This is a genomic window from Streptomyces sp. SA15, assembly GCF_002291145.1.
Lineage (GTDB): Bacteria > Actinomycetota > Actinomycetes > Streptomycetales > Streptomycetaceae > Streptomyces.
Window position 1 is genome coordinate 1 of sequence record NZ_NTGE01000095.1, and the last position, 22954, is coordinate 22954.

Here is a 22954-nt window from a genome sequence, read left to right on the forward strand (position 1 = left end):
GGGTATCAACATATCTGGCGTTGACTTTTGGCACGCTGTTGAGTTCTCAAGGAACGGACGCTTCCTTTGTACTCACCCGAGAGACTCTCTCGCGGCTTTCCTCCGGGCGCTTCCCTTCGGTCTTGCGTTTCCGACTCTATCAGATCCTTTCGGGCCCGATTCCCAGTCGGTGGGAGTTGCCTTCACGGCTGTTGGGCCGTTCCGACGAGTGAGACTTTAGCGGATTCCCCGCCCCCGACGCTAATCGGGGGCTGCGTCCTTTCGGGCGCGGATTCCTCATTTCGCAAATACGCATGCCAATGACACGGCGGCAGAACGACTGTCGTCGAATGTGGTTGGCACTTGCGGAATGGCTGTCCGGGGACCGACCGAGGTCGGCGCTCACGTCGGACAACTCGGAGAACAGTACGGACCGGGTCCGGGTGTGTCAACTTGGGCCCGGACAGTGCCCGGGAGGCGTAGCCTGAGGTGCATGACGACGCGTACGTGCACCCAGCAGTGGTGGGCCGCCTGACGGCGGCCGTCCTCACGTATGCATTCAACGGCCGCCTCCTCGGCGGCCGTTCTTGTTTCTCCCTCCAGAACTCCGAGGGCAGCGGTCGGCCGAGGTGGCCGGCTCGACCAGGAGGAGAGGGAGAGATGACGCGGGTCTTCAGTGGGATCAAGCCGACCGGACATCTGACGCTGGGAAACTACCTGGGGGCCATGCGGCGGTGGGCTGCGGTCGACCAGCACCAGGCCGAGGCGCTGTTCTGCATCGTGGATCTGCACGCGTTGACCGTCGATCATGATCCGGCGCGGGTGCGACGGCTGAGTCGGCAGGCGGCGACGTTGCTGCTGGCGACGGGGGTGGATCCGGAGCTGTGCACCGTGTTCGTACAGAGTCATGTGGATGAGCACGCGCGGCTGTCGTATCTGCTGGAGTGCGTGGCCACGGACGGTGAGATGCGGCGGATGATCCAGTACAAGGAGAAGGCCGCGCGGGAGCGGGAGCGGGGCGGGAGTGTGCGGCTGTCGCTGCTGACGTATCCCGTGCTGATGGCGGCGGACATCCTGGCGTACGGGAGCGACGAGGTGCCGGTCGGGGACGATCAGATTCAGCATGTGGAGCTGACCCGGGATCTGGCGGTGCGGTTCAACCAGCGCTACGGGCATGCGTTCGTGGTGCCTCGGGCGACGCGTCCGGGCGTGGCGGCTCGGGTCATGAATCTGCAGGAGCCGACGTCGAAGATGGGGAAGAGCGACGACGCGGGACCGGGGATCGTCTATCTGCTCGACGAGCCGGACGTGGTGCGCAAGAAGGTCATGAGGGCCGTGACCGACAGTGGGCGGGAGGTCGTGTACGACCGGGAGGCGCGGCCGGGTGTCGCGAATCTGTTGGAGATCCTCGCGGCTTGCACGGGTGGGAACCCATCGGACCTGAGCGGTGTATATGAGTCGTACGGCGCCTTGAAGACGGACACCGCGGAGGCTGTGGTCGAGGTCTTGAGGCCCGTGCAGGAGAGGCACAGGGAGCTGTGCGCGGATCCTGGCTTTGTGGAGGGGGTGCTGCGGGATGGTGCGGAGAGGGCGCGGGCGATGGCGCGGCCGACCGTTGATGCCGCGTATCGGGCGATCGGGCTGTTGCCGGCCGTTGCTGCGGAGACCGTGATGGGCGTGGCTGCCGGGTAGGGGTGGCGTGGCGCCGCCCCCGGGCGGGCGGGGGCGGCGGGGCGTCAGCTGTTGTTGCCGGAGGCCAGTTCACGGCTGCGGTCGCGGGCGGCTTCGAGGGCGGCGATGAGGGCGGCTCGTACGCCGTGGTTCTCGAGTTCGCGGATGGCGTTGATGGTCGTGCCCGCGGGGGAGGTGACGTTTTCCCGTAGCTTGACCGGGTGTTCGCCACTGTCGCGGAGCATGGTGGCGGCGCCGATCGCGGACTGGACGATCAGGTCGTGGGCCTTGTCGCGGGGCAGGCCGAGGAGGATGCCGGCGTCCGTCATGGCTTCGACCAGGTAGAAGAAGTACGCCGGGCCGGAGCCGGAGAGGGCGGTGCAGGCGTCCTGCTGGGACTCGGGGACGCGGAGCGTCTTGCCGACGGCGCCGAAGATCTCCTCGGTGTGGGCGAGGTGGTCTGCGGTGGCGTGGGTGCCGGCGGAGATGACGGACATGGCCTCGTCGACCAGGGCGGGGGTGTTCGTCATGACGCGGACGACCGGGGTGCCTTTGGCGAGGCGCTCCTCGAAGTAGGAGGTGGGGATTCCTGCGGCGCCGCTGATGACGAGGCGGTCGGCGGGGACGTGTGGGGTGAGTTCGTCGAGGAGGGTGCCCATGTCCTGCGGTTTGACCGTGAGGATCAGGGTGTCGGCGGTCTTGGCGGCTTCCGGGTTGGTGACCGGGGTGACTCCATAGCGGGTGCGGAGTTCTTCGGCTCGCTCGGGGCGGCGGGCGGTGACCAGGAGGTCGGCCGGGGCCCAACCTGCGCGGATCATTCCGCTGAGCAGGGCTTCGCCGATCTTGCCGGTGCCGAGGACTGCGACTTTCTGGGTCATGGCTGGGGTGCCCTCCGGGGGTGCGTCTTCCGGGTTCATCCTCGCACCGGGGGTCCGTGTGCGGCTTGGGTGTCCGGTGGGCGGGATGTTGGCCCCGGCTCCCCTCGGTCTGAACGGCCTCGTGCTCAAGCGCAGGACGCGCTGGGTGGGCTATGTCGTCCGGCGTCGCAGTGTCGCGGCTCCCAGGCCCAGGACCAGTAGCGCGCAGCCCGCCACGATCAGGGCGTCGCGGATGAAGTTGGCGGTCATGTCGGTGTGCTTGAGGACCTCGTTCATGCCGTCGACCGCGTAGGACATGGGGAGGACGTTGGAGATGGCTTCCAGGACGGGGTGCATGTTGTCTCGGGGGGTGAAGAGGCCGCAGAGGAGGAGTTGGGGGAAGATCACCGCCGGCATGAACTGGACCGCCTGGAATTCCGAGGACGCGAAGGCCGAGACGAAGAGGCCGAGGGCTGTGCCGAGCAGTGCGTCGAGGAGGGCTACCAGGAGGAGAAGCCAGGGGCTGCCCGTGACGTCCAGGTCGAGGAACCAGACCGCCAGGCCCGTCGCGAGGGCTGACTGGATGATCGCGAGGGCGCCGAAGGCCAGGGCGTAGCCGGCGATGAGGTCGCCCTTACCGAGGGGCATGGCGAGGAGGCGTTCGAGGGTGCCCGAAGTGCGTTCGCGCAGGGTGGCGATGGAGGTGACCAGGAACATCGTGATCAGGGGGAAGATCCCGAGGAGGGAGGCGCCGATGCTGTCGAAGGTGCGCGGGCTGCCGTCGAAGACGTAGCGCAGCAGGAACAGCATCACGCAGGGGATCAGGATCATCATCGCGATCGTGCGTGGGTCGTGGCGGAGCTGGCGCAGGACCCGGGTCGCGGTGGCGGTGGTGCGGGAGGCGTTCAGGGCGCTGGTGGGGGCGGGCGTGATCGTCGTACCGGGTGTGCTCGTCGTGCTCGCGCTCGTGCTCATCGTGCGGTCTCCTTCGTGCGGTCGGCCGCGACGGCCTCGTCGACGAGGTGCAGGAATGCCTCCTCGACCGTTTCGGAGTGCGTACGGGTACGCAGGGCGTCCGGGGTGTCGTCGGCGAGGATCTCGCCCTCGCGCATCAGGAGGAGGCGGTGGCAGCGCTCGGCCTCGTCCATGACGTGGGAGGAGATCAGCAGGGTCGCTCCTCGCTGTGCGGCGATGTCGTGGAAGAGGTTCCACAGGTCGCGGCGGAGGACGGGGTCCAGGCCGACCGTCGGTTCGTCGAGGACGAGGAGTTCGGGGGTGCCGAGGAGGGCCACCGCGAGGGAGACGCGGCTGCGCTGGCCGCCGGAGAGGTCGCCGGCGAGGGCGTCGGCGTAGGTGGTCAGGTCCACGTCGGCGATGGCTCGGGTGACGTTCTCGTGGCGGCGGTCCGCGGCCGTGTGGCCCGGGTCGAGGATCGCGGCGAAGTAGTCGAGGTTCTGGCGGATGGTCAGGTCGTCGTAGACGGAGGGGGCTTGGGTGACGTAGCCGATGCGGGTGCGCAGGGTGGGGTGGCCGGCGGGGTGGCCGAGGACGTCGAGGGTGCCGGTGACCTTGGCTTGGGTGCCGACGATCGCTCGCATGAGGGTCGACTTGCCGCAGCCGGAGGGGCCGAGGAGGCCGGTGATCTGGCCGCGCGGGACGGTGAAGCGGAGGCCGCGCAGGACGGTGCGGGGGCCGCGGACGACGGTGAGGCCTTCGGCGCGGACGGCGGAGGTGGAGGCAGAGGTGGCTGAGGTGGTGTGCGTGCGGGGCATCTCCTTGCCCTTCTTGCCGGCTTTGTTGCCTGTTTCCTTGTCGGGTGGGTCGGGCGCGTAATTCATCACATGATGAATAATCCTCCTGTGGATTGGGTGCCGTCAAGGGGGTGCGTAGTCGGCGGCGCAGGGGCGCGGCGGGGTGCTCAGAGGCGGGCGATCCGGGTCATACACCTCCGGATCACCCGATTGGCCGCATGAACTCGGCAGCCTGAGCAACTCGCCGCGACGACAATGGATTTCAGCCCGCCGTGTCCTCCCCCGGCTCGGCGCCCACGCATCTCCCGCTCACAACGTCCGCAACCGGAGGTGCTGTTCTCATGCGCTGTGCCGTAGGCAGGGCCGATCTGTTCGCGTCCCTCGTCGTGTTCCTCGTCGCGCTGCCCCTATGTGTGGGCGTCGCCCTCGCGTCCGGTGTGCCCACCGAGTTGGGGCTGGTGACCGGGATCGTGGGCGGGCTGGTCGCTGGGGCGTTGCCCGGCAGCAGACTGCAGGTCAGCGGGCCGGCGGCGGGGCTGACCGTGTTGGTGTACGAGGCCGTGCAGAGATACGGCGTCGAGTTGCTCGGGGTGTTGGTGCTCGGGGCCGGAGTGGTGCAGGTGGGGCTCGGGGTGCTGCGGCTCGGGCGGTGGTTCCGGGCCGTGTCCACGGCCGTCGTGCAGGGGATGCTCGCCGGGATCGGGCTCGTGCTGGTGGCCGGGCAGGTGTATGCCCTGGGGGATGCGGCGGCGCCGGCGAGCGGGCTCGGGAAGCTGGCCGGGCTGGTGTCGCTGCCGGGGCGGGTGGATCCGGTGGCGTTGTCAGTGGGGGTTGCCACTATTGCCGTATCGCTCCTGTGGCCCCGGTGGCGGCAGGGGGCGCGGGTGGTGCCTGCGCCGCTGGTGGCGGTGGCGTTCGCGGCCGTGGTGACCGGGGTGTTCGACCTGGATGTGCGGCGGGTCGAGGTGCGGGGGCTGGTCGATGCGGTGCGGGTGCCGGAGGGTGCGGATTTCGGGCGGCTGATGGAAGTGGGGGTGATCGGGACCGTTGTTGTCTTCGCGTTGATCGCGTCGGCGGAGTCGTTGTTCAGCGCGGCGGCGGTGGACCGGCTGCATTCGGGGGCGCGGACGGATTACGACCGGGAGCTGATCGCCCAGGGGACGGGGAACGCGGTGTGCGGGGTGCTGGGGGCGCTGCCGATGACGGCGGTGATCGTGCGGAGTGCGGCGAATGTGCAGGCGGGGGCGCGGACCAAGGCCTCGCGGGTGTTGCACGGGGTGTGGTTGCTGGTGTTCACGGTGGTGGTGCCCGGGGTGCTGGGGTTGGTTCCGGTGGCGGCGCTGGCGGGACTGCTGGTGCTTGCCGGGTGCAAGTTGGCGCCTGTGCGGGAGACGCGGGAGCTATGGCGTGGGCATCGAGGGGAAGTGGCCGTGCTGGGTGTGACCGCTGGGGCGATTGTGGTCGGGGATCTCTTCGAGGGGGTGTTGGTGGGGCTCGCCTTGGCTGTGGCGAAGACGGCGTGGGACATCAGCCATGTGCATGTGGAGAGCGAGGACCGAGGGGAGGCGGGGATCGTCGTACGGGTGCTGGGGCATGCGACGTTCCTGCGGCTGCCGATGCTGCTGGACGCGTTGGAGGCGTTGCCGCGGGATCGGGAGGTGCGGCTGGAGCTGGGTGGGCTGCGGCATGTGGACCACGCGTGTGCGGCGGCCCTGGAGGGGTGGGCCGCCGCGCGCGGGCAGGGGCTGGTGGCGGAGAGGGTGCCGCGTCGTAGAGCCGTCGGGGGTACGCCGTCAGGTGCTGGTGGCGAGCAGGAGTACGACGTCGTGGAGTCGGCGAGCGGGAGTGCGGTGTCGTAGGGCCGCGAGCCGCTTCTGGTGTGCGTCAGGTGTCGATCGTCAGGTGTTGATGGCGACGAGCAGGTCGACGTCATAGACCTCTTCGACGATTCCGTCGGGGAAGGTCCGCATCAGGTGCTGACGCTCCTCGGCGAGGAACGCGGCGCTCGCTTCCTCGCCGTGGACCAGGAAGAGCGAGTGGCTGCCGATGTTCGCGAGGTGGGTGTCGACGGGGACACGGCGGCTCCAGCGGACCTGGCGGCGGGCGAAGTCGAGGCGGCCCGTGGGGTCGGCCGCGCGGGTGTCGGCTGCGGGCCCTTTCTTCTCGGCGGCGGTGTCGATGCCGAAGTGGCGGCCGATGCGGGCGGCGGCCTCGGCGATCCACGGCACATCGAGGGCGTCGGTGTTCCACCACAGGGCGAGCGCGCCGCCCGGACGCAGGACGCGGAGGGCTTCCGGGACGGCGAGGGTGGGGTCGGTCCAGTGCCAGGCCTGGGCGTAGGTGAGGAAGTCCAGGGATGCGGTGGCCAGGGGGAGGGTATTGCCGTTGCCCTTGAGGATCGGGATGTCGGGGTGGCTGCGGCGGAACTGGGCCGCCATGCCGTCGCCGGGCTCCACGGCGATGACGTCGGCGCCGCGGGCGTGCAGGAGGGCGGTCGCGATGCCGGTACCGGCGCCGATGTCCGCGACGCAGGCGCCGGCGAGGGGGCGGCCGGCCAGGTCTTCGACGGCGTCGAAGAGGGCGGGTGGGTAGGAGGGGCGGTTGGCGGCGTACTGGGCTGCGGCGGCGTTGAAGGAGTGGGCTCGGGTGGCGTGGAAGGAAGCCGTCATACGGTCATGGTGGCCGGGGTGAGGGTCAGTGGCGGTGAGTTTTTGGTGAGAGGCGGGGGTGTCGCCGGGGTGGGGTGGAGTGGGGTGGGTCCAGGCACCTGCGTTTCCGGTGACGGTTGGGCGGGGTGGGTCGCGCAGCCCGGCGCTTACGGGGTGCCGCTCTCTGTGGGTCAGGAGCCGCCCCATGGGGCCCCCAGGCCCTTAAGTCGCCCTTGAGGCACTGAGGGAGGCACGACTGCCCGCAGCTGGGCGGCAGGGGCGGGGGCGACACTCGCAGCGCCTGACGGCGGGCGGGGGGCAACATCCGCTGCCTGACACCCGGGCGAGGCGACGCCCGCAGCCCGTCGGCATCGGCGGCCCGCGAGGTGTGGCGCACACCCAGAACGGGGGCGGGGGCGGCAGCACGCAGGCTGACCGTGTCGATGGTTGGAGTCAGGCGGGACAGTTCCGACCGGGATCGCGGCGGGCGTGAGCGGCGGTGAACAGGTGTTGTGAAGGGCCCTAGGTGTGAGCGGGCCCGGCGGCCATGTGAGGTGAGCGCGCTCGGCTATGTGTTGCGGCGCTTCTTTGATGGTTTGCGGGTGCGGCGGGTCGTGCGCTTTTCGTGTTGTTTGAGGGCGGTCTCGTATTCCTCGCGGTGGAGTTTCTCGCCGGGGGCCTCCGTGAGGGAGCGGACGAAGTACGCGAGGAGGGAGCCGACGAAGCCGATGGCCAGCAGGCCGCGGAGGGAGGCCTGGCGGTCGGGGTCGGGGCGTCTGCTGAAGCCGTCCCAGGTGTGGCGGAAGGCGAGGGCGCTGCAGATCGCGAACATGGCGACGACCAGGACAGTGACGAAGCCGCCGATGGCCGCGATCTGGATGCCTTCGTAGGCGAAGCGGAGGACCAGGCAGGAGACGGCCGCGGCGGCCAGGGAGCCGACGGAGGCGGCGATCCGGCGGCGGGTGTAGCCGTGGTCGTGGTTCACCCAGGTGGTGCCGAAGAAGCGCAGTGGCTCCGGGCGGGGGCCGCCGGTGGAGCCCGCGGGGGTGGGTGGGGTGGGATGTTCGTCGCTCACCCGTTGATTATCGCGCTGGGCGGCCCGCGGGCTCCGGTCGGGATCGGAGACGATCAGACGGAACAGCGCGGGCGGATGTAACCGTCGCTGCCCGTGTTCACGTAGGCGTCCGAGACGTACTCGCCGTTGTCGATGTTGTCCCAGATGTTCGACGTGCCGTACGGACCCGTCACCGTCGTCCCCGGTGCCTGGCAGAAGATCGGGACCTTGGCGCCCTCGGGCAGGATGCGGACGACGGTGTAGTTGGTGCCGGGACCGCTGCGGACGTTGAGGCGTACGCCGGGCGCGACGGAGTAGTAGCGCAGGGCCGCCGCGGCGGTCGTGACGACCTCCGCTTCGGTGCCCGCAGCGCCTTCGGTTCTCTCTTCGGCACGGTCAACAGACATGAAACCTCCCCCGTTTGACCCCATGACTGCCATGGGGTCCCGTTGATTCCCCCGAATCACGCCATGAAACACATGTTCGCGATTCGTACAGAGAGGCTAGCAAGCCTCCTCTGTCTCGTACGTGTCATCGACTAGGCTCCGTGCGTCGCGCGCGCGGACGTACAGCACGGGGGTGGTTCCATGGCGCCACAGCGCAACACCGGAGCGGGCGCGGAAGCGGAACTTCCCGAATACGCCGGTCACTACCGTCTGGAGTCGTGTCTGGGCTCCGGCGGCATGGGCGTGGTGCACCTCGCCCGGAGCACCTCGGGGATGAAGGTCGCGGTGAAGGTCGTCCATGCCGAGTTCGCCAGGGATCCCGAGTTCAGGGGGCGGTTCCGGCAGGAGGTGGGCGCGGCCAGGCGGGTGAGCGGTGCCTTCACCGCGCCCGTCGTCGACGCCGATCCAGAGGCCGAACGGCCGTGGATGGCCACCCTGTTCATCCCCGGGCCGACCCTCTCCGATCATGTGAAGCGGAACGGGCCCATGGCCCCGGACCAGTTGCGCCGCCTGATGGCCGGACTGGCCGAGGCGCTGCGCGACATCCATCGGGTCGGCGTGGTGCACCGGGACCTCAAGCCGAGCAATGTGCTGCTCGCCGAGGACGGACCCAAGGTCATCGACTTCGGCATTTCTCGGCCAAAGGACAGCGAACTGCGGACCGAGACCGGGAAGTTGATCGGGACGCCGCCGTTCATGGCGCCCGAGCAGTTCCGGCGGCCGCGGGAGGTCGGGCCCGCCGCCGACATCTTCGCGCTCGGGTCCGTGATGGTGCACGCGGCCACGGGGCGCGGGCCGTTCGACTCCGACAGTCCGTACGTCGTCGCCTACCAGGTCGTGCACGACGAGCCCGACCTGACCGCCGTACCGGAGAACCTCGCGCCGCTCGTGCTGCGCTGTCTCGCCAAGGAGCCCGAGGACCGGCCCACGCCGGACGAGTTGATGCGGGAGCTGCGGTCGGTGGCGGCCTCGTACGACACGCAGGCGTTCATACCGGCGCAGCGGACGGGGGATGCGCCCGAGCCGGAGCCGGAGCCTGCGTCCGAGCCTCGTGCTGAGGGGCCCGAACACAGGCCCAGGAGACGTCTGCGCAGACCGGTGGCTCTCGTGGCCGGGGCATTGGGTCTCGCCGCGATCGTCACGCTGGCCGCGGTGAAGCTCACGGACGACCCCAGCAGCACGTCGAAGAGCGGCGGGAGCACCCCGCCCGCCGCCTCGGCCGGGTTCAGTCCGTGGGAGTCGACGCCGGCGCCCAAGGGCAAGAAGGGGACGCCCCAGTGTTCGTACGGGGCGGGGAAGCTGCTCTGTGCGCGGTCCGGGCTGGTCTTCGCCCTCGATCCGTCCGACGGCCGCCTGCTGTGGCGGCGCTCCGTCACCGAAACGCGCGGCGGACAGCCGGTCCTGTCGGGCGGTCTCGTGCAGCCCGCGCTGGATCGGAGCCGGCACCTGGAGGCGTTCGATCCCACCTCGGGCACGACGCGTTGGCAGCAGGACGTACCCCCGTACAGCGGGCTGGCGTACGCGGCGGGCGCGCTGCTGCTCACCGGCGTCGACGGCACGGTCACCGGTGTGGACAGCGCCTCGGGCGACACGAAGTGGAGCCACCGGATACCGGGGCACGAGGCGCCGTACTTCGCCTCCTTCCCCGGAGATCCGCTGGCGTACGCGACGAGCGCGTCCGGCGACGGGACGCGCACGCGGGTCACCGCGGTGGACCCGGAGACGGGTGACGTGCGCTGGGACGCGTGGCTCAAGGGGAGGCTGAAGCCGGTCGGTGCGGCGGGCGGGGCGGTCTTCTTCGTCTCCGTCGACGCGGTCTACGGGGACGCGAGGGCCGTGGTGCGCTACACACCGGACGACGGGGCATCGCGGCGGGTGCCGCTGCCCGTTCCGCTGGAGCAGGCGCATGGCACCGTACGCGGGAGCCTGGTGTACCTCATGGGGTCCGGCGGATCGCTGGTGGCCGTCGACATGGCCGCGGGTGAGCAGCGGTGGCGCCTGGAAACGGCCGTGACCCGGGGATCGGCACCGGTCGCCGATGGCCGGCATGTGTACGTCACCGCCCCCGACGGGCGGCTGCTCGCCGTGGACGCCGGTGACGGCAGGCTGGTCGGGCAGACACCACCGCGGTTCGCCAAGAACGCGGACCAGGTCGCCGGTACGGTGCCGACGCCCGTGATCGCCGACGGTCACGTGTACGCCGGGGCTCCCGACGGGACTGTCTTCGCGGTGGAAGGAAGCGACCCATCCGCCTGGTCGCACTGATGACGCCGGTGGCACGGGATGGGGCCGCCCCCGACGGGACGGCCCCTGACAGCAGAAACCTCAGCCCAGCCGGCTGACGTCCCGCACGGCGCCCTTGTCCGCACTGGTCGCCATCGCCGCGTACGCCCGCAGGGCCGCCGAGACCTTCCGGTCCCGGTTCTGAGGGGCGTACACCCCGCCCAGCGCCTGCTCGCGCCGCGCCAGCTCGGCCTCGTCGACCAGCAGGTCGATCGTGCGGTTGGGGATGTCGATGCGGATGCGGTCGCCGTCCTCGACGAGAGCGATCGTGCCGCCGGAGGCCGCCTCCGGGGAGGCGTGGCCGATGGACAGGCCCGAGGTGCCGCCGGAGAAGCGGCCGTCCGTGATCAGGGCGCAGGTCTTGCCGAGGCCGCGGCCCTTGAGGAAGGACGTGGGGTAGAGCATCTCCTGCATGCCGGGGCCGCCCTTGGGACCCTCGTAGCGGATGACGACGACGTCGCCGTCGGTGACCTGTTTGTTGAGGATCTTCTCGACGGCCTCTTCCTGCGACTCGCAGACGACCGCCGGGCCCTCGAAGGTCCAGATCGACTCGTCGACGCCGGCCGTCTTCACCACGCAGCCGTCCACGGCCAGGTTGCCCTTGAGGACCGCGAGGCCGCCGTCCTTGGAGTACGCGTGCTCGACCGAGCGGATGCAGCCGCCCTCGGCGTCCTCGTCCAGCGCCTCCCAGCGCTCGGACTGGGAGAAGGCCTCCGCCGAGCGGACACAGCCCGGGGCCGCGTGCCACAGCTCCACGGCCTGAGCGGAGGGCGAGCCGCCGCGGACGTCCCAGGTCTTGAGCCAGTCCGCCAGGGAAGGGCTGTGGACGGCGTGGACGCCCTCGTTCAGCAGGCCGGCGCGGTGCAGCTCCCCCAGGAGGGCCGGGATGCCGCCGGCGCGGTGCACGTCCTCCATGTAGTACGTGCGGTCCTTCGCGACGTTCGGGGCGACCTTCGCCAGGCAGGGCACCCGGCGCGAGACGTCGTTGATCTCCTCCAGGCCGAAGGGGACGCCCGCCTCCTGGGCCGCCGCCAGCAGGTGCAGGATCGTGTTCGTGGAGCCGCCCATCGCGATGTCCAGGGCCATCGCGTTCTCGAAGGCGGAGAAGGTGGCGATGTTGCGCGGCAGGACCGTCTCGTCGTCCTGCTCGTAGTAGCGGCGGGTGATGTCCATGACCGTGCGGGCCGCGTCGACGTACAGCCCCTTGCGGGCCGTGTGGGTGGCCAGGACCGAGCCGTTGCCGGGGAGGGAGAGGCCGATGGCCTCCGTCAGGCAGTTCATCGAGTTGGCGGTGAACATGCCGGAGCAGGAGCCGCAGGTCGGACAGGCGTTCTCCTCGATACGGAGGATGTCCTCGTCGGAGATCTTGTCGTTGACGGCGTCGGAGATCGCGTCGACCAGGTCGAGCGTGCGGACCGTGCCGTCGACGAGGGTGGCGCGGCCGGACTCCATCGGGCCGCCGGAGACGAAGACCGTCGGGATGTTCAGGCGCAGGGCCGCCATCAGCATGCCCGGGGTGATCTTGTCGCAGTTCGAGATGCAGACCAGGGCGTCGGCGCAGTGCGCCTCGACCATGTACTCCACGCTGTCCGCGATCAGGTCGCGGGAGGGGAGGCTGTAGAGCATGCCGCCGTGGCCCATCGCGATGCCGTCGTCGACCGCGATGGTGTTGAACTCGCGCGGGATGCCGCCGGCCTCGACGATCGCCTCACTGACGATCCGGCCGACCGGCTGCAGGTGGGTGTGGCCCGGCACGAACTCCGTGAAGCTGTTCGCGACCGCGATGATCGGCTTGCGGCCGATGTCCGCACCGGGTACACCGGAGGCGCGCATAAGGGCGCGGGCGCCCGCCATGTTGCGGCCGTGGGTGACTGTGCGGGACCTCAGCTCGGGCATCGTCGCTCGCTCCTTCAAAGACAGCTGTCAGAGTTTTCGGGAATTCCGGGAGTTCTGGGAGTTCTGACTGAGTCGAGCGTACGCCGGTTGCTCCAAGGGGCGGACACCTTGTCCGGAATGCGGGATGTACGTCTCATCCAGTTGGCGGCTTGGATCAAGGGCCGGTGAGATGCCCCTGCACCACCGGCGCCACCCGCGCGATGATCTGCTCCACGTCTGCCGAGGCCAGCGGCTCCACCTTGATCACGTACCGGAGCATGGCGATTCCCACGAGCTGCGCCGCCGCGAGCTCGGCGCGCAGCTCCGCGTCCGGGGCGTCGAGCTCTCCGGCGATACGGCGCAGCAGCTGCGCGGAGACCAGGCGGCGGAAGACGGCGGCCGCGGTCTCGTTGTTCACGGCCGAGCGGACGATCGCGAGCAGCGGGGTCCGGGTGACCGGGTTCTCCCAGAGGCCGAAGAGGGTGCGGGTCATGCGCTCGCCGACGCAGTCGAGAGGACCCTCCAGGACGGCGTCCCGCACCTTCAGCGCGGGCGCGAAGGCCACCTCGACGGCCGCCTCGAAGACCTGCTCCTTGGTGCCGAAGTAGTGGTGGACCAGGGCCGAGTCGACGCCCGCGGCCTTCGCGATGCCGCGCACGGACGTCTTGTCGTAGCCGCGCTCGGAGAACTCCTCGCGGGCCGCGGTCAGGATGCGGTCGCGGGTGTCGGCGGATTCCGTACGAGGGGGCCGGCCCCGCCTCCGCGCGATGGCGTCGCTCACCGCCGGGGCACCTTCACCGCGGAGGCCAGGTGCAGGCGCGTGAAGGCGAGGGCCTCGGCGAGGTCGGCCTCGCGTTCGGCGCTCGACATCGCCCGCCGGGTGTTGACCTCGATGACGACATGGCCTTCGAAGCCGGTCACGGCGAGACGTTCCAGCAGCTCGGCACAGGGCTGGGTGCCGCGGCCGGGAACGAGGTGCTCGTCCTTGGCCGAGCCCCTGCCGTCGGCGAGGTGGACGTGGCCGAGGCGGCCGCCCATCCGGTCGACCATCTCGAGCGCGTCGGAGCGGGCCGTGGCCGCATGGCTGAGATCGATCGTGAAGTGGCGGTAGTCCTCCTTCGTGACGTCCCAGTCGGGGGCGTAGGCGAGCATCTCGCGGTCGCGGTAGCGCCAGGGGTACATGTTCTCGACGGCGAACCGCACATCTGTCTCGTTCGCCATGCGCCAGATTCCGGTGACGAAGTCGCGGGCGTACTGGCGCTGCCAGCGGAAGGGCGGGTGTACGACGACCGTGGTCGCGCCCAGCTTCTCGGCGGCCGCCTGGGCGCGCTGGAGCTTGACCCAGGGGTCGGTGGACCACACGCGCTGCGTGATGAGCAGGCAGGGGGCGTGTACGGCCAGGATCGGGATCTGGTGGTAGTCGCTGAGCCTGCGCAGCGCCTCGATGTCCTGGCTGACGGGGTCTGTCCACACCATGACCTCGACGCCGTCGTACCCGAGACGCGCGGCGATCTCGAAGGCCGTCGCCGTCGTCTCCGGGTAGACGGAGGCCGTGGACAGGGCGACCTTCGCATCCGGGATGCGGACTGGTTCCACCACGGAGACAGAGTACGGGTTGCCTCCGGCGGTTGGGCGGGGGGCCTGATCGCCGTTGTGGATTTCGCCATGGGCGGGTACGGGTGGTTTGTGGCTTGTCGCGCCCACGCGGCGGAGCCGCACAGTGTCACAGCCCCGCGCCCCTTGAGGTCCGCTACGGCGGTTGGGCCGGGGGGCCTCTTCGCCATTGCGGATTTCGCCATGGGGGGTGCGGGTGGTTTGTGGCTTGTCGCGCCCACGCGGGGGAGCCGCACAGTGTCACAGCCCCGCGCAGGGGCGGTGGCCAAGCGGCGCAAAGGCCCCGGGTGCGCCCCCTGAGGTCCGTTACGCCGAGCCCATGTGGTCGAGGCGCCGCAAGATCACGCCCTCCCTCAGGGCCCACGGGCAGATTTCCGCGCTCTCCACGCCGAACAGGTCCATCGCGCCCTCGGCGACCAGGGCGCCGGCGAGGAGCTGGCCTGCGCGGCCCTCCGAGACGCCGGGGAGTTCGGCGCGCTGGTCGGCCGTCATGCCCGAGAGTCTCGGCACCCAGGCCTCCAGGGACTCCCGCTTCAGCTCGCGCTGGACGTAGAGGCCCTCCGTGGAGCGGGCGGCGCCGGCCAGGCGGGCCAGTTGCTTGAAGGTCTTGGACGTGGCGACCACGTGGTCGGGGGCGCCGAAGCGGCTGAACTCGCCTACCGTACGGGCGATCTGGGCCCGGACGTGCCGTCGTAGCGCCCTTATGTCGTCCGGGTCCGGTGGGTCGCCGGGCAGCCAGGACGCGGTCAGGCGACCGGCGCCGAGCGGTAGCGACACCGCCGCGTCGGGTTCCTCGTCGATGCCGTACGCGATCTCCAGGGAGCCGCCGCCGATGTCGAGGACGAGCAGCTTGCCCGCGGACCAGCCGAACCAGCGGCGGGCGGCGAGGAAGGTGAGACGGGCCTCCTCCGCGCCGGTGAGGACCTGGAGTTCGACGCCGGTTTCGGCCTGCACGCGCGCGAGAACGTCGTCGGCGTTGGTGGCCTCCCGGACGGCGGAGGTCGCGAACGGCAGCAGGTCCTCGACGCCCTTGTCCTCGGCGGCCTGGAGCGCCTCCTGGACGACCATGATCAGTTTCTCGACCCCGTCGGGGCCGATCGCGCCGCCGTCGTCGAGAAGTTGAGCAAGGCGCAGCTCCGCCTTGTGCGAATGCGCGGGCAGCGGGCGTGCGCCCGGGTGCGCATCCACCACCAGCAGATGCACCGTGTTCGATCCCACGTCGAGGACACCGAGTCTCATGTACGGAACGCTACTGCCACCTGCGTCGTCAGCAGTCCCCGGAGCTGGTTCTTGACCTGTCCCTGGCACTGTGCCTGGTCCGGTCCCGGGCGACTTACCCTGGACGGGTGCCAAAGACGAAAAAGGCGAAGGACGAAAAGGCGGCCAAGACGCCCAAGAAGACCAAAACGGTCGAGGCTTCTTCGCCGGCGAAAGCACCGAAGAAGTCGAACCGGGCCGGGGAGGCCGACGAGAAGGGGCTCGACTTCGCGCGCGCGTGGGTGGAATTCCCTGATCCGGCGGACGACGAGCAGGTCTTCCGGTGCGATCTGACCTGGCTGACCTCGCGTTGGAACTGCATCTTCGGCAGCGGCTGCCAGGGCATCCAGGCGGGCCGCGCGGACGACGGCTGCTGCACCCTGGGCGCCCACTTCTCCGACGAGGACGACGAGAAGCGGGTCGCCGAGCATGTGGCCAGGCTCACTCCGGACGTCTGGCAGAACCACGACGAGGGCCTGCGGAACGGCTGGGTTTCGGAGGACGAGGACGGCGACCGGCAGACCCGCCCCTACCAGGGCTCGTGCATCTTCCAGAACCGGCCCGGGTTCGCGGGCGGCGCGGGCTGCTCGCTGCACATCCTCGCCCTGAAGGAGGGCCGCGAGCCCCTGGAGACCAAGCCGGACGTCTGCTGGCAGCTCCCGGTGCGGCGCACGTACGAGTGGATCGACCGGCCCGACGACACGCGCGTGCTCCAGGTGTCGATCGGTGAGTACGACCGCCGGGGCTGGGGCCCGGGCGGACACGACCTGCACTGGTGGTGCACGTCGGCGACCTCGGCGCACGGCGCGGGCGACCCGGTGTACGTCTCCTACCGGCCGGAGCTGATCGAACTGATGGGCAAGGCGGGGTACGACCGCCTGGTCGAGCTGTGCGAGGAGCGGCTGGCGTCGCAGCTGCCGTTGCTGGCACCGCATCCGGCAGATCCCGTGGCCTGAGCTCCGTTTTACGGGTCTCTACGGGCTTCTACCGGTTTCTAGGGGTTTCTACGGATTTCTACGAGGTGGACGGGCTCGGGTCGCCGCCGTCGGTGGGCGGGGGCGTCGAGCTGCCCGGGTCGGACGGCGTGGGGTCGGTCGGCGAGGGGTCGGTGGGTGTGGGCTCCGGGTCGGGGGACGGGGGCGGGTCGCTCGGCGTGGGGTCGGTGGGGTCCGTGGGCGACGGGGGCATCGGTGTGGGGTCCGGGTCGGACGAGGGCGGGGTGCTGGGGCTGCCGGGGCCTGGGTGGTGGCCGTGACCGGGTCCGGGGTCGGAGGGGCTGGGCGCGGTGCCGTAGCCCTCGATGGAGACGACGGCGCCGGCCGGTGCGATCGCCACCTGTGCGGTCCAGTACCCGGACGGTTCGCGCAGAGGGTCGACGTACACCTTGATCGTCAACGACTCGCCCGGCCGCAGCGTTCCCGAGGACTGGCTGAAGTAGAGCCAGGAGACCGCCGTGGTCGCGGACCAGCGCACCGGCGCGGAGCCGGTCGCGGTGAGGGTGACGAGCGTGGTGTCGCCGCTGTTGTCGGCCGCCACCTCCAGGTGCCCGGCGCCCTTGCGGCCTGCGCCGACGACGCTGATGACCTCCACGGAGACGTCGGATGTGCCGCCTTTGGTGAATCGGCCATCGGGGCGGGGGCCGGCGTTGCCGGCGTTCTCGTAGTAGCCGCCATCGGCCGATTCGGCGTCGAGCAGGCCGGGGCCGTGCGCCTCGCCGGCGCTGGCGGAGTGGCCGTCGGAGCCCTCGCCGGACGGTGTGCCCCGGTAGGCGGCCCACAGGGCGAGCACGGGGGCGGCGATGACGGTGGCGACGACGGTCGTGGTGACGGCACGCGCGCGTAGGCGGTCTCTTCGGGCGGCGCGGTCCTTGGGGTCCATCGGGAAGCCGCGCCGGTCGAAGCGTGGCGCGGTGCCCCACGCGCGCGGGCCGTGTGCCATGGCGACGTGCAAGGTGGCGCGGGGCGCCTCGAGAACGGGCAGCTCGGCGGGGGTGACGGCGGCGCCGGGCCAGCGGCCAGGGACCGCGCGTTCGGCGGTACGGCGGCAGCGCGGACAGTCGTCGACGTGCCGGACGAGCTCGCGGCGCAGGGTCGCGCCGAGCACGAGCTGGTTGTCGCCGGTGAGGCGGGCCACACTCGGGCAGCTGCCGGTCTCGACGACGGCGAGGGCCGCGCGGGTGCGCTCGACCTCGCAGGCGGCGGAGGCGAGCAGTTCACGGGCGGCGGCGAGATCCATGCCGAGGACGGCGGCCACCTCATGGACGACGAGGTGGTGGCGGACGGCGAGTTCGAGCGCCTCGCGCTGCTCCGGGGTGGTGCCGGCGGCCTCCGGCCAGGCGAGCAGGGCGAGTTCGCCCCGGCGCTGCTCCTGGACCTCCTCGCAGTCCGGTGCGGTGGCGGACTGCGCGGCCTGGCGCGGGTCGGCGCTGCCGCGGCCCGCCGCGTGCGTGGCCTGACGCTTCTGCTTGGCCTCGGCCAGCTTGCGCAGGCACGCCCAGCGGGCCAGCGCGTACAGCCAGGCCCTGCGGTCCACTGCCGCGTCCGGGCCGCGGCGCTTCTCGGCGAGGGCGAGGGCGTCGCCCAGGGCGGCGGCGGCCTCGTCGTGGTCGCAGAGCACGGACAGGCAGTAGGTGAACAGGCCGTCCAGGTACGGCTCGTAGCGCGCGGGCGTTCGCTGCGCCAGCGTGCGCGCCGCCGCTCGGTCACGGCTCTCCCGGTGCGCCCGGTGTGCGCCGGTGGAGCGGGTCGAGGTCTGCGGACTGCTGCTCATCATCCGTGGACGGTAGGCGGCTCCGGACCGGCCCTTCTCCCTGGTTGCACGCATTTACTCCGTACGGGTGAAACGATCCCTCATAAGGGGATAGGAACGCAGGATTCCGCGGCTCGTTCGAGTCGGGTGGTGACTGATTCGCACGGGGTGAGCGGGGTCTGTGGGGCCGCCGGGTCATGCGGGGTGGCCGGGTCGTGACCGGGTCGTGGCCCGCGTTGTCAGTGGTCGCGGTTACGGTTTCCGCATGGCTGCCCGTACGAAGACCGCCAAGGACCGACCGTCCTACCGCTGCACCGAGTGCGGCTGGCAGACGGCGAAGTGGCTCGGCCGCTGCCCCGAGTGCCAGGCATGGGGGACGGTCGAGGAGTACGGCGCGCCCGCTGTCCGTACGACGACGCCGGGGCGCGTCACCAACTCCGCCCTGCCCATCGGCCAGGTCGACGGCCGTCAGGCCACCGCCCGCTCCACCGGTGTGCCCGAGCTGGACCGGGTGCTCGGCGGGGGGCTGGTGCCCGGCGCGGTGGTCCTCGTCGCGGGCGAGCCCGGCGTCGGCAAGTCCACCCTGCTCCTCGACGTGGCGGCCAAGGCGGCGAGTGACGAACACCGCACGCTCTATGTGACCGGCGAGGAGTCGGCGAGCCAGGTCCGGCTGCGCGCCGACCGGATCAAGGCCATCGACGACCACCTGTATCTCGCCGCCGAGACCGATCTGGCAGCCGTGCTCGGCCACTTGGACGCGGTGAAACCGTCCCTGCTGATCCTCGACTCCGTGCAGACGGTGGCCTCCCCGGAGATCGACGGCGCCCCCGGCGGTATGGCGCAGGTGCGTGAGGTGGCAGGGGCGCTGATCCGGGCCTCCAAGGAGCGCGGGATGTCCACGCTCCTTGTGGGCCATGTCACCAAGGACGGTGCCATCGCGGGCCCGCGCCTGCTGGAGCACCTCGTGGACGTCGTCCTGCACTTCGAGGGCGACCGGCACGCACGCCTCAGGCTCGTGCGAGGCGTCAAGAACCGCTACGGCACCACGGACGAGGTCGGCTGCTTCGAGTTGCACGACGAGGGCATCACCGGCCTCACCGACCCGAGCGGCCTGTTCCTGACGCGGCGGGCCGAGCCGGTGCCCGGGACCTGTCTGACCGTCACCCTGGAGGGCCGCCGCCCCCTGGTGGCCGAGGTCCAGGCGCTCACCGTCGACTCCCAGATCCCCAGCCCCCGGCGGACCACGTCCGGCCTGGAGACCTCCCGGGTCTCGATGATGCTGGCCGTCCTGGAGCAGCGCGGGCGGATCAGCGCCCTGGGCAAAAGGGACATCTACTCCGCGACGGTCGGCGGTGTGAAGTTGTCGGAACCGGCCGCGGACCTGGCCGTCGCCCTCGCCCTGGCGAGTGCGGCGAGCGACACACCTCTGCCCAAGAACCTCGTCGCGATCGGCGAAGTGGGCCTCGCGGGCGAGGTCAGACGGGTCACAGGCGTACAGCGCCGGCTCGCCGAAGCACACCGCCTGGGCTTCACTCACGCCCTGGTGCCGGGCGATCCGGGCAAGATCCCGGCAGGCATGAAGGTTCTGGAAGTCGCGGACATAGGGGACGCCCTGAGGGTCCTTCCGCGCTCGCGTCGCAGAGAGGCCCCACGGGACGAGGAAGACCGCCGGTAGACTTTGCCCTGGTCTCGCCCGTCCGTACGAACCACGTGTGCGAAACGGGGGCGTCCCAGAACCTGCGACCGGAGGAGTGCAGTGGCAGCCAACGACCGGGCAGCAGCTCCCGGAAAGTCCGGTGGGAGTTCCGGTGCCGATGGCCTGATGCGCGCCTCACTGAGCGCCGTGGCACCCGGCACGGCCCTGCGCGACGGCCTCGAGCGAGTCCTGCGCGGCAACACCGGCGGCCTCATCGTGCTCGGCTCCGACAAGACGGTCGAAACGATGTGTACGGGCGGATTCGTCCTGGATGTCGAGTTCACCGCGACGCGGCTGCGGGAGCTGTGCAAGCTGGACGGCGGCATCGTGCTGTCCTCCGATCTGTCGAAGATCCTCCGGGCGGGCGTACAGCTGGTCCCCGACCCGACGATCCCGACGGAGGAGACGGGCACGCGGCACCGCACGGCGGACCGGGTCAGCAAGCAGGTCGGCTTCCCCGTCGTCTCCGTCTCCCAGTCCATGCGTCTGATCGCGCTGTACGTGGACGGTCACCGCCGCGTCCTGGAGGACTCCGCGGCGATCCTGTCCCGCGCCAACCAGGCCCTGGCGACCCTGGAGCGGTACAAGCTCCGCCTCGACGAGGTCGCGGGCACGCTGTCCGCGCTGGAGATCGAGGACCTGGTGACCGTCCGGGACGTCTCGGCCGTGGCCCAGCGCCTGGAGATGGTGCGCCGTATCGCCACGGAGATCGCCGAGTACGTGGTGGAGCTCGGCACGGACGGGCGTCTTCTGGCCCTTCAGCTCGACGAGTTGATCGCGGGCGTGGAGCCCGAGCGCGAACTGGTCGTCCGGGACTACGTCCCCGAGCCCACGGCCAAGCGCTCCCGCACGGTCGAGGAGGCGCTGTCCGAGCTGGACGCCCTCACCCATGCGGAGCTCCTCGAACTGCCCACGGTGGCACGGGCGTTGGGCTACACCGGCTCTCCGGAGACGCTGGACTCGGCGGTGTCGCCGCGCGGCTTCCGGCTGCTGGCGAAGGTACCGAGGCTGCCGGGGGCGATCATCGACCGGCTGGTGGAACACTTCGGCGGTCTGCAGAAGCTGCTCGCTGCCAGCGTGGATGACTTGCAGACGGTGGACGGGGTCGGCGAGGCGCGGGCGCGGAGCGTGCGAGAGGGGCTTTCACGGCTGGCGGAGTCGTCGATCCTGGAGCGCTACGTCTGAGGGCGTGGCTGTGCCCGCCCGGTAACAGCACCTAGGCCCCTTCTGATGGATCTCCGTGGGAGAAGGAGCGGCGTCCGGTGCGTGCTCTCGGCGTGCCGCGCGGAAGCCCTCGTAGCGGCGCTACTTGGGCTTTCGCGCGGTGCGGCGAGTGGGGGCACCGCCCACGCCCTTAAGGCAGTGGGGGAGCGTGCCGGGCGTCGTGACGCCGCGGAGATCCATCAGAAGGGGCCTAGTCGTTGTCCAGCACGAACGACGCCTGCGCCGTCCCGAACCCAGGCGTCTTCGCCTCCACCAGATACGTCCCCGCCCCGGCCGACCCCGCCGGAGGCGTCGCACACTGGGGAGCGCTCGGCTTGCGGTCCCACGGCACGCTGTACGTGATGCTGCTGCCGGCGGGCACCCGGAACACCAGGCTGTCGGAGACCTTGGGGCAGTCCGCGGAGGACCAGTAGTCGTCGTCGGCACCCGCCTGAGTAATCGTCAACACCGCGTTCTTCGGCCCGAGATCGACCTTGCAGTCGTTGGCGGAGGAGTTGGTCGCGGTCAGCTCCAACGTGGGCGTCTGGCCGGGCGAGTATGTGTTGCGCAGGCTGCGTACGCTCAACTTCACGACGCTCGCGGTGCAGTTGGGCAGCGGTGAACTCGCCGGGAGCGTGTCGCCCGTACCGACGCCTCCGCCCGCGCCGCCCTCCGTGCCGCCTCCGGCGGTACCGCCACCGTCCGTGCCGCCGGAGCCGGAATCACCGGAACCGTCCCCCGAACCGGAGCCCGTACCACCGCCGTCGGACCCGGACGACCCCGACCCACCGGAGCCCCCGCCGCTCGACTCGTCGCGTCCGCCCGGCGCTTGGCTGATCGCCGGTCCGGAGCCGGACGGTCCCGGCGTGATCGTCGAAGGGGAGGGATTCTTGCCGTCGGACCCATTGGCGTTGTTCTTGTCGCCTCCGCCGCCGGAGGTGACGATCCAGGTGATCAGCAGCGCCAACAGGGCGACCACAGACACCAGTACGACCCTCCGTCGCCAATAGATGGAGGAGGGAAGCGGCCCGACCGGATTGCGCAGAGATCCCACGGCGCAAACTGTACGAGAGATCGGCCACTTCACTGGCCCCACCCGCCGCCCCCGATGACAACTTTTCCGGATCATCATCCCGGAACCGGCGGTCCCACCCCTGTCTTTCGTCGGGGGAAGCACACGACGATCGCAAGCTGTGACGGTATCGTCCCGCCGCCTACGGTCCGTAACCATGGACTTCGAGGACACCGAGCTCTACCGCGACATCACCGACGCCGCCCACGACACCCCTACGTGGGTACAACACACCGTCGAAATATGGACGGAGGCCGGAATCCTGCTCTTCGCCGTGCTGTGCGGGGCGACTTGGTGGCGGGCCCGCCGCGAGACCACTCGCGTCTTCGCGATCGCGGTCCTTGCACCTCTGGCCACGGCTGTGGCGTATGTGTGCAGTGAGGTGCTCAAGTCCGGTTTCACGGAGGAGCGTCCGTGCCGGGCGGTCGCCGGAGCGGCCCCCTCGATCGCCGCCTGCCCGCCGCCCGGCGACTGGTCCTTCCCGAGCAACCACGCCACGATCGCGGGCGCCGCTGCCGTCGCCCTGGCGCTGGTCCGGCGCGCGGTCATCCGGCTGACGGCCTCGCTGGCCCTGCTCATGGCCTTCTCCCGGGTCTTCGTCGGCGTGCACTACCCGCACGACGTGGCCGCGGGGCTCGCCCTCGGAGCGGTCGTCGCCTTCGCCGTCGTACGGCTGTGCACAGGCCCGGCGACGCGGGTGGCCGAGGCGATGCGCGCCTCGTCGGCGCCCGCCGTACGGTGGTTCACGGGGCCGGGCCCGGCGCCTGTGCCGTCGTACACCACGCACCGGCACCGCTGAG

19 protein-coding genes are annotated in these 22954 nt (G+C 70.7%); 7 read left to right on the forward strand and 12 right to left on the reverse strand.

The window, feature by feature from the left end; translation table 11 throughout:
- The first annotated feature begins 639 nt into the window (after positions 1-639).
- Complete coding sequence (gene trpS / locus CLM62_RS18560; protein ID WP_095751005.1) at positions 640-1671, forward strand: tryptophan--tRNA ligase; 1032 nt, start codon at positions 640-642, stop codon at positions 1669-1671.
- 44 nt (positions 1672-1715) lie between these two features.
- On the opposite strand, the gene proC is transcribed toward trpS, so the two are convergent.
- The 3 genes from proC to CLM62_RS18575 all read right to left on the reverse strand — a co-directional run bounded on the left by proC (position 1716) and on the right by CLM62_RS18575 (position 4348).
- Entirely contained in the window at positions 1716-2528 is an 813-nt protein-coding gene (proC, locus tag CLM62_RS18565) for a pyrroline-5-carboxylate reductase (RefSeq protein ID WP_095751006.1), read from the reverse strand.
- 150 nt (positions 2529-2678) lie between these two features.
- Positions 2679-3482 (reverse strand): ABC transporter permease, encoded by an 804-nt coding sequence (locus tag CLM62_RS18570; RefSeq protein WP_095751007.1) that lies wholly within the window; start codon positions 3480-3482, stop codon positions 2679-2681.
- Positions 3479-4348: an ABC transporter ATP-binding protein gene (locus CLM62_RS18575; RefSeq protein ID WP_373559159.1), complete on the reverse strand. Its 870-nt coding sequence runs from the start codon at positions 4346-4348 to the stop codon at positions 3479-3481. Before CLM62_RS18575 ends, CLM62_RS18570 begins: the two co-directional genes overlap by 4 nt.
- Before the next feature lie 251 nt (positions 4349-4599).
- Here CLM62_RS18575 and CLM62_RS18580 point away from each other — a divergent pair, with 251 nt between their 5' ends.
- Positions 4600-6117 (forward strand): SulP family inorganic anion transporter, encoded by a 1518-nt coding sequence (locus tag CLM62_RS18580; RefSeq protein WP_095751008.1) that lies wholly within the window; start codon positions 4600-4602, stop codon positions 6115-6117.
- Between the two features lie 39 nt (positions 6118-6156).
- Here CLM62_RS18580 and CLM62_RS18585 read toward each other — a convergent pair whose 3' ends face one another.
- The 3 genes from CLM62_RS18585 to CLM62_RS18595 all read right to left on the reverse strand — a co-directional run bounded on the left by CLM62_RS18585 (position 6157) and on the right by CLM62_RS18595 (position 8367).
- Positions 6157-6927, reverse strand: coding sequence for a class I SAM-dependent methyltransferase (locus tag CLM62_RS18585; protein WP_095751009.1), 771 nt, complete (start codon positions 6925-6927; stop codon positions 6157-6159).
- Positions 6928-7474: 547 nt separating this feature from the next.
- On the reverse strand, positions 7475-7981 hold the full coding sequence (locus tag CLM62_RS18590; RefSeq protein ID WP_095751010.1) for a hypothetical protein: 507 nt from the start codon (positions 7979-7981) through the stop codon (positions 7475-7477).
- Positions 7982-8034: 53 nt separating this feature from the next.
- Complete coding sequence (locus CLM62_RS18595; protein WP_095751011.1) at positions 8035-8367, reverse strand: SH3 domain-containing protein; 333 nt, start codon at positions 8365-8367, stop codon at positions 8035-8037.
- Positions 8368-8547: 180 nt separating this feature from the next.
- Here CLM62_RS18595 and CLM62_RS18600 point away from each other — a divergent pair, with 180 nt between their 5' ends.
- On the forward strand, positions 8548-10671 hold the full coding sequence (locus CLM62_RS18600) for a serine/threonine-protein kinase (protein WP_095751012.1): 2124 nt from the start codon (positions 8548-8550) through the stop codon (positions 10669-10671).
- Between the two features lie 60 nt (positions 10672-10731).
- Here CLM62_RS18600 and ilvD read toward each other — a convergent pair whose 3' ends face one another.
- The 4 genes from ilvD to CLM62_RS18620 all read right to left on the reverse strand — a co-directional run bounded on the left by ilvD (position 10732) and on the right by CLM62_RS18620 (position 15417).
- Entirely contained in the window at positions 10732-12585 is a 1854-nt protein-coding gene (ilvD, locus tag CLM62_RS18605) for a dihydroxy-acid dehydratase (protein ID WP_095751013.1), read from the reverse strand.
- A gap of 154 nt (positions 12586-12739) precedes the next feature.
- Positions 12740-13345 (reverse strand): TetR/AcrR family transcriptional regulator, encoded by a 606-nt coding sequence (locus tag CLM62_RS18610; RefSeq protein ID WP_095751014.1) that lies wholly within the window; start codon positions 13343-13345, stop codon positions 12740-12742.
- Entirely contained in the window at positions 13342-14163 is an 822-nt protein-coding gene (locus tag CLM62_RS18615; RefSeq protein WP_095751015.1) for a sugar phosphate isomerase/epimerase, read from the reverse strand. The genes CLM62_RS18610 and CLM62_RS18615 overlap by 4 nt, the downstream gene beginning before the upstream one ends.
- 321 nt (positions 14164-14484) lie before the next feature.
- Positions 14485-15417 (reverse strand): Ppx/GppA phosphatase family protein, encoded by a 933-nt coding sequence (locus CLM62_RS18620; RefSeq protein WP_095751016.1) that lies wholly within the window; start codon positions 15415-15417, stop codon positions 14485-14487.
- 107 nt (positions 15418-15524) lie between these two features.
- Here CLM62_RS18620 and CLM62_RS18625 point away from each other — a divergent pair, with 107 nt between their 5' ends.
- A complete protein-coding gene (locus CLM62_RS18625) occupies positions 15525-16391 on the forward strand; it encodes a hypothetical protein (RefSeq protein WP_095751017.1) in 867 nt (288 codons plus the stop codon).
- A 58-nt stretch (positions 16392-16449) separates the two neighbouring features.
- Here CLM62_RS18625 and CLM62_RS18630 read toward each other — a convergent pair whose 3' ends face one another.
- Positions 16450-18207: a hypothetical protein gene (locus CLM62_RS18630; protein ID WP_095751018.1), complete on the reverse strand. Its 1758-nt coding sequence runs from the start codon at positions 18205-18207 to the stop codon at positions 16450-16452.
- Between the two features lie 241 nt (positions 18208-18448).
- On the opposite strand from CLM62_RS18630, the gene radA reads away from it, so the two are divergent.
- Together radA and disA are read left to right on the forward strand one after the other, a co-directional pair.
- Positions 18449-19858, forward strand: a complete 1410-nt coding sequence (gene radA, locus CLM62_RS18635; protein WP_095751019.1) for a DNA repair protein RadA — start codon at positions 18449-18451, stop codon at positions 19856-19858.
- Positions 19859-19939: 81 nt separating this feature from the next.
- Positions 19940-21064: a DNA integrity scanning diadenylate cyclase DisA gene (disA, locus tag CLM62_RS18640; protein WP_095751020.1), complete on the forward strand. Its 1125-nt coding sequence runs from the start codon at positions 19940-19942 to the stop codon at positions 21062-21064.
- A gap of 229 nt (positions 21065-21293) precedes the next feature.
- Here disA and CLM62_RS50090 read toward each other — a convergent pair whose 3' ends face one another.
- Complete coding sequence (locus CLM62_RS50090; protein WP_095751021.1) at positions 21294-22136, reverse strand: hypothetical protein; 843 nt, start codon at positions 22134-22136, stop codon at positions 21294-21296.
- A 175-nt stretch (positions 22137-22311) separates the two neighbouring features.
- Between CLM62_RS50090 and CLM62_RS18650 the strand changes: the two genes are divergently transcribed.
- Positions 22312-22953, forward strand: coding sequence for a phosphatase PAP2 family protein (locus CLM62_RS18650; RefSeq protein ID WP_179382143.1), 642 nt, complete (start codon positions 22312-22314; stop codon positions 22951-22953).
- Position 22954: the final 1 nt, after the last annotated feature.

What these genes read in the sequence shown, in the direction of transcription:
- trpS (WP_095751005.1), top strand. Translation starts at nt 640, where the DNA reads ATGACGCGGGTCTTCAGTGGGATCAAGCCGACCGGACATCTGACGCTG.
- proC (WP_095751006.1), bottom strand. Translation starts at nt 2,528, where the DNA reads ATGACCCAGAAAGTCGCAGTCCTCGGCACCGGCAAGATCGGCGAAGCC.
- CLM62_RS18570 (WP_095751007.1), bottom strand. Translation starts at nt 3,482, where the DNA reads ATGAGCACGAGCGCGAGCACGACGAGCACACCCGGTACGACGATCACG.
- CLM62_RS18580 (WP_095751008.1), top strand. Translation starts at nt 4,600, where the DNA reads ATGCGCTGTGCCGTAGGCAGGGCCGATCTGTTCGCGTCCCTCGTCGTG.
- CLM62_RS18585 (WP_095751009.1), bottom strand. Translation starts at nt 6,927, where the DNA reads ATGACGGCTTCCTTCCACGCCACCCGAGCCCACTCCTTCAACGCCGCC.
- CLM62_RS18595 (WP_095751011.1), bottom strand. Translation starts at nt 8,367, where the DNA reads ATGTCTGTTGACCGTGCCGAAGAGAGAACCGAAGGCGCTGCGGGCACC.
- CLM62_RS18600 (WP_095751012.1), top strand. Translation starts at nt 8,548, where the DNA reads ATGGCGCCACAGCGCAACACCGGAGCGGGCGCGGAAGCGGAACTTCCC.
- ilvD (WP_095751013.1), bottom strand. Translation starts at nt 12,585, where the DNA reads ATGCCCGAGCTGAGGTCCCGCACAGTCACCCACGGCCGCAACATGGCG.
- CLM62_RS18620 (WP_095751016.1), bottom strand. Translation starts at nt 15,417, where the DNA reads ATGAGACTCGGTGTCCTCGACGTGGGATCGAACACGGTGCATCTGCTG.
- CLM62_RS18630 (WP_095751018.1), bottom strand. Translation starts at nt 18,207, where the DNA reads ATGATGAGCAGCAGTCCGCAGACCTCGACCCGCTCCACCGGCGCACAC.
- radA (WP_095751019.1), top strand. Translation starts at nt 18,449, where the DNA reads ATGGCTGCCCGTACGAAGACCGCCAAGGACCGACCGTCCTACCGCTGC.
- CLM62_RS18650 (WP_179382143.1), top strand. Translation starts at nt 22,312, where the DNA reads ATGGACTTCGAGGACACCGAGCTCTACCGCGACATCACCGACGCCGCC.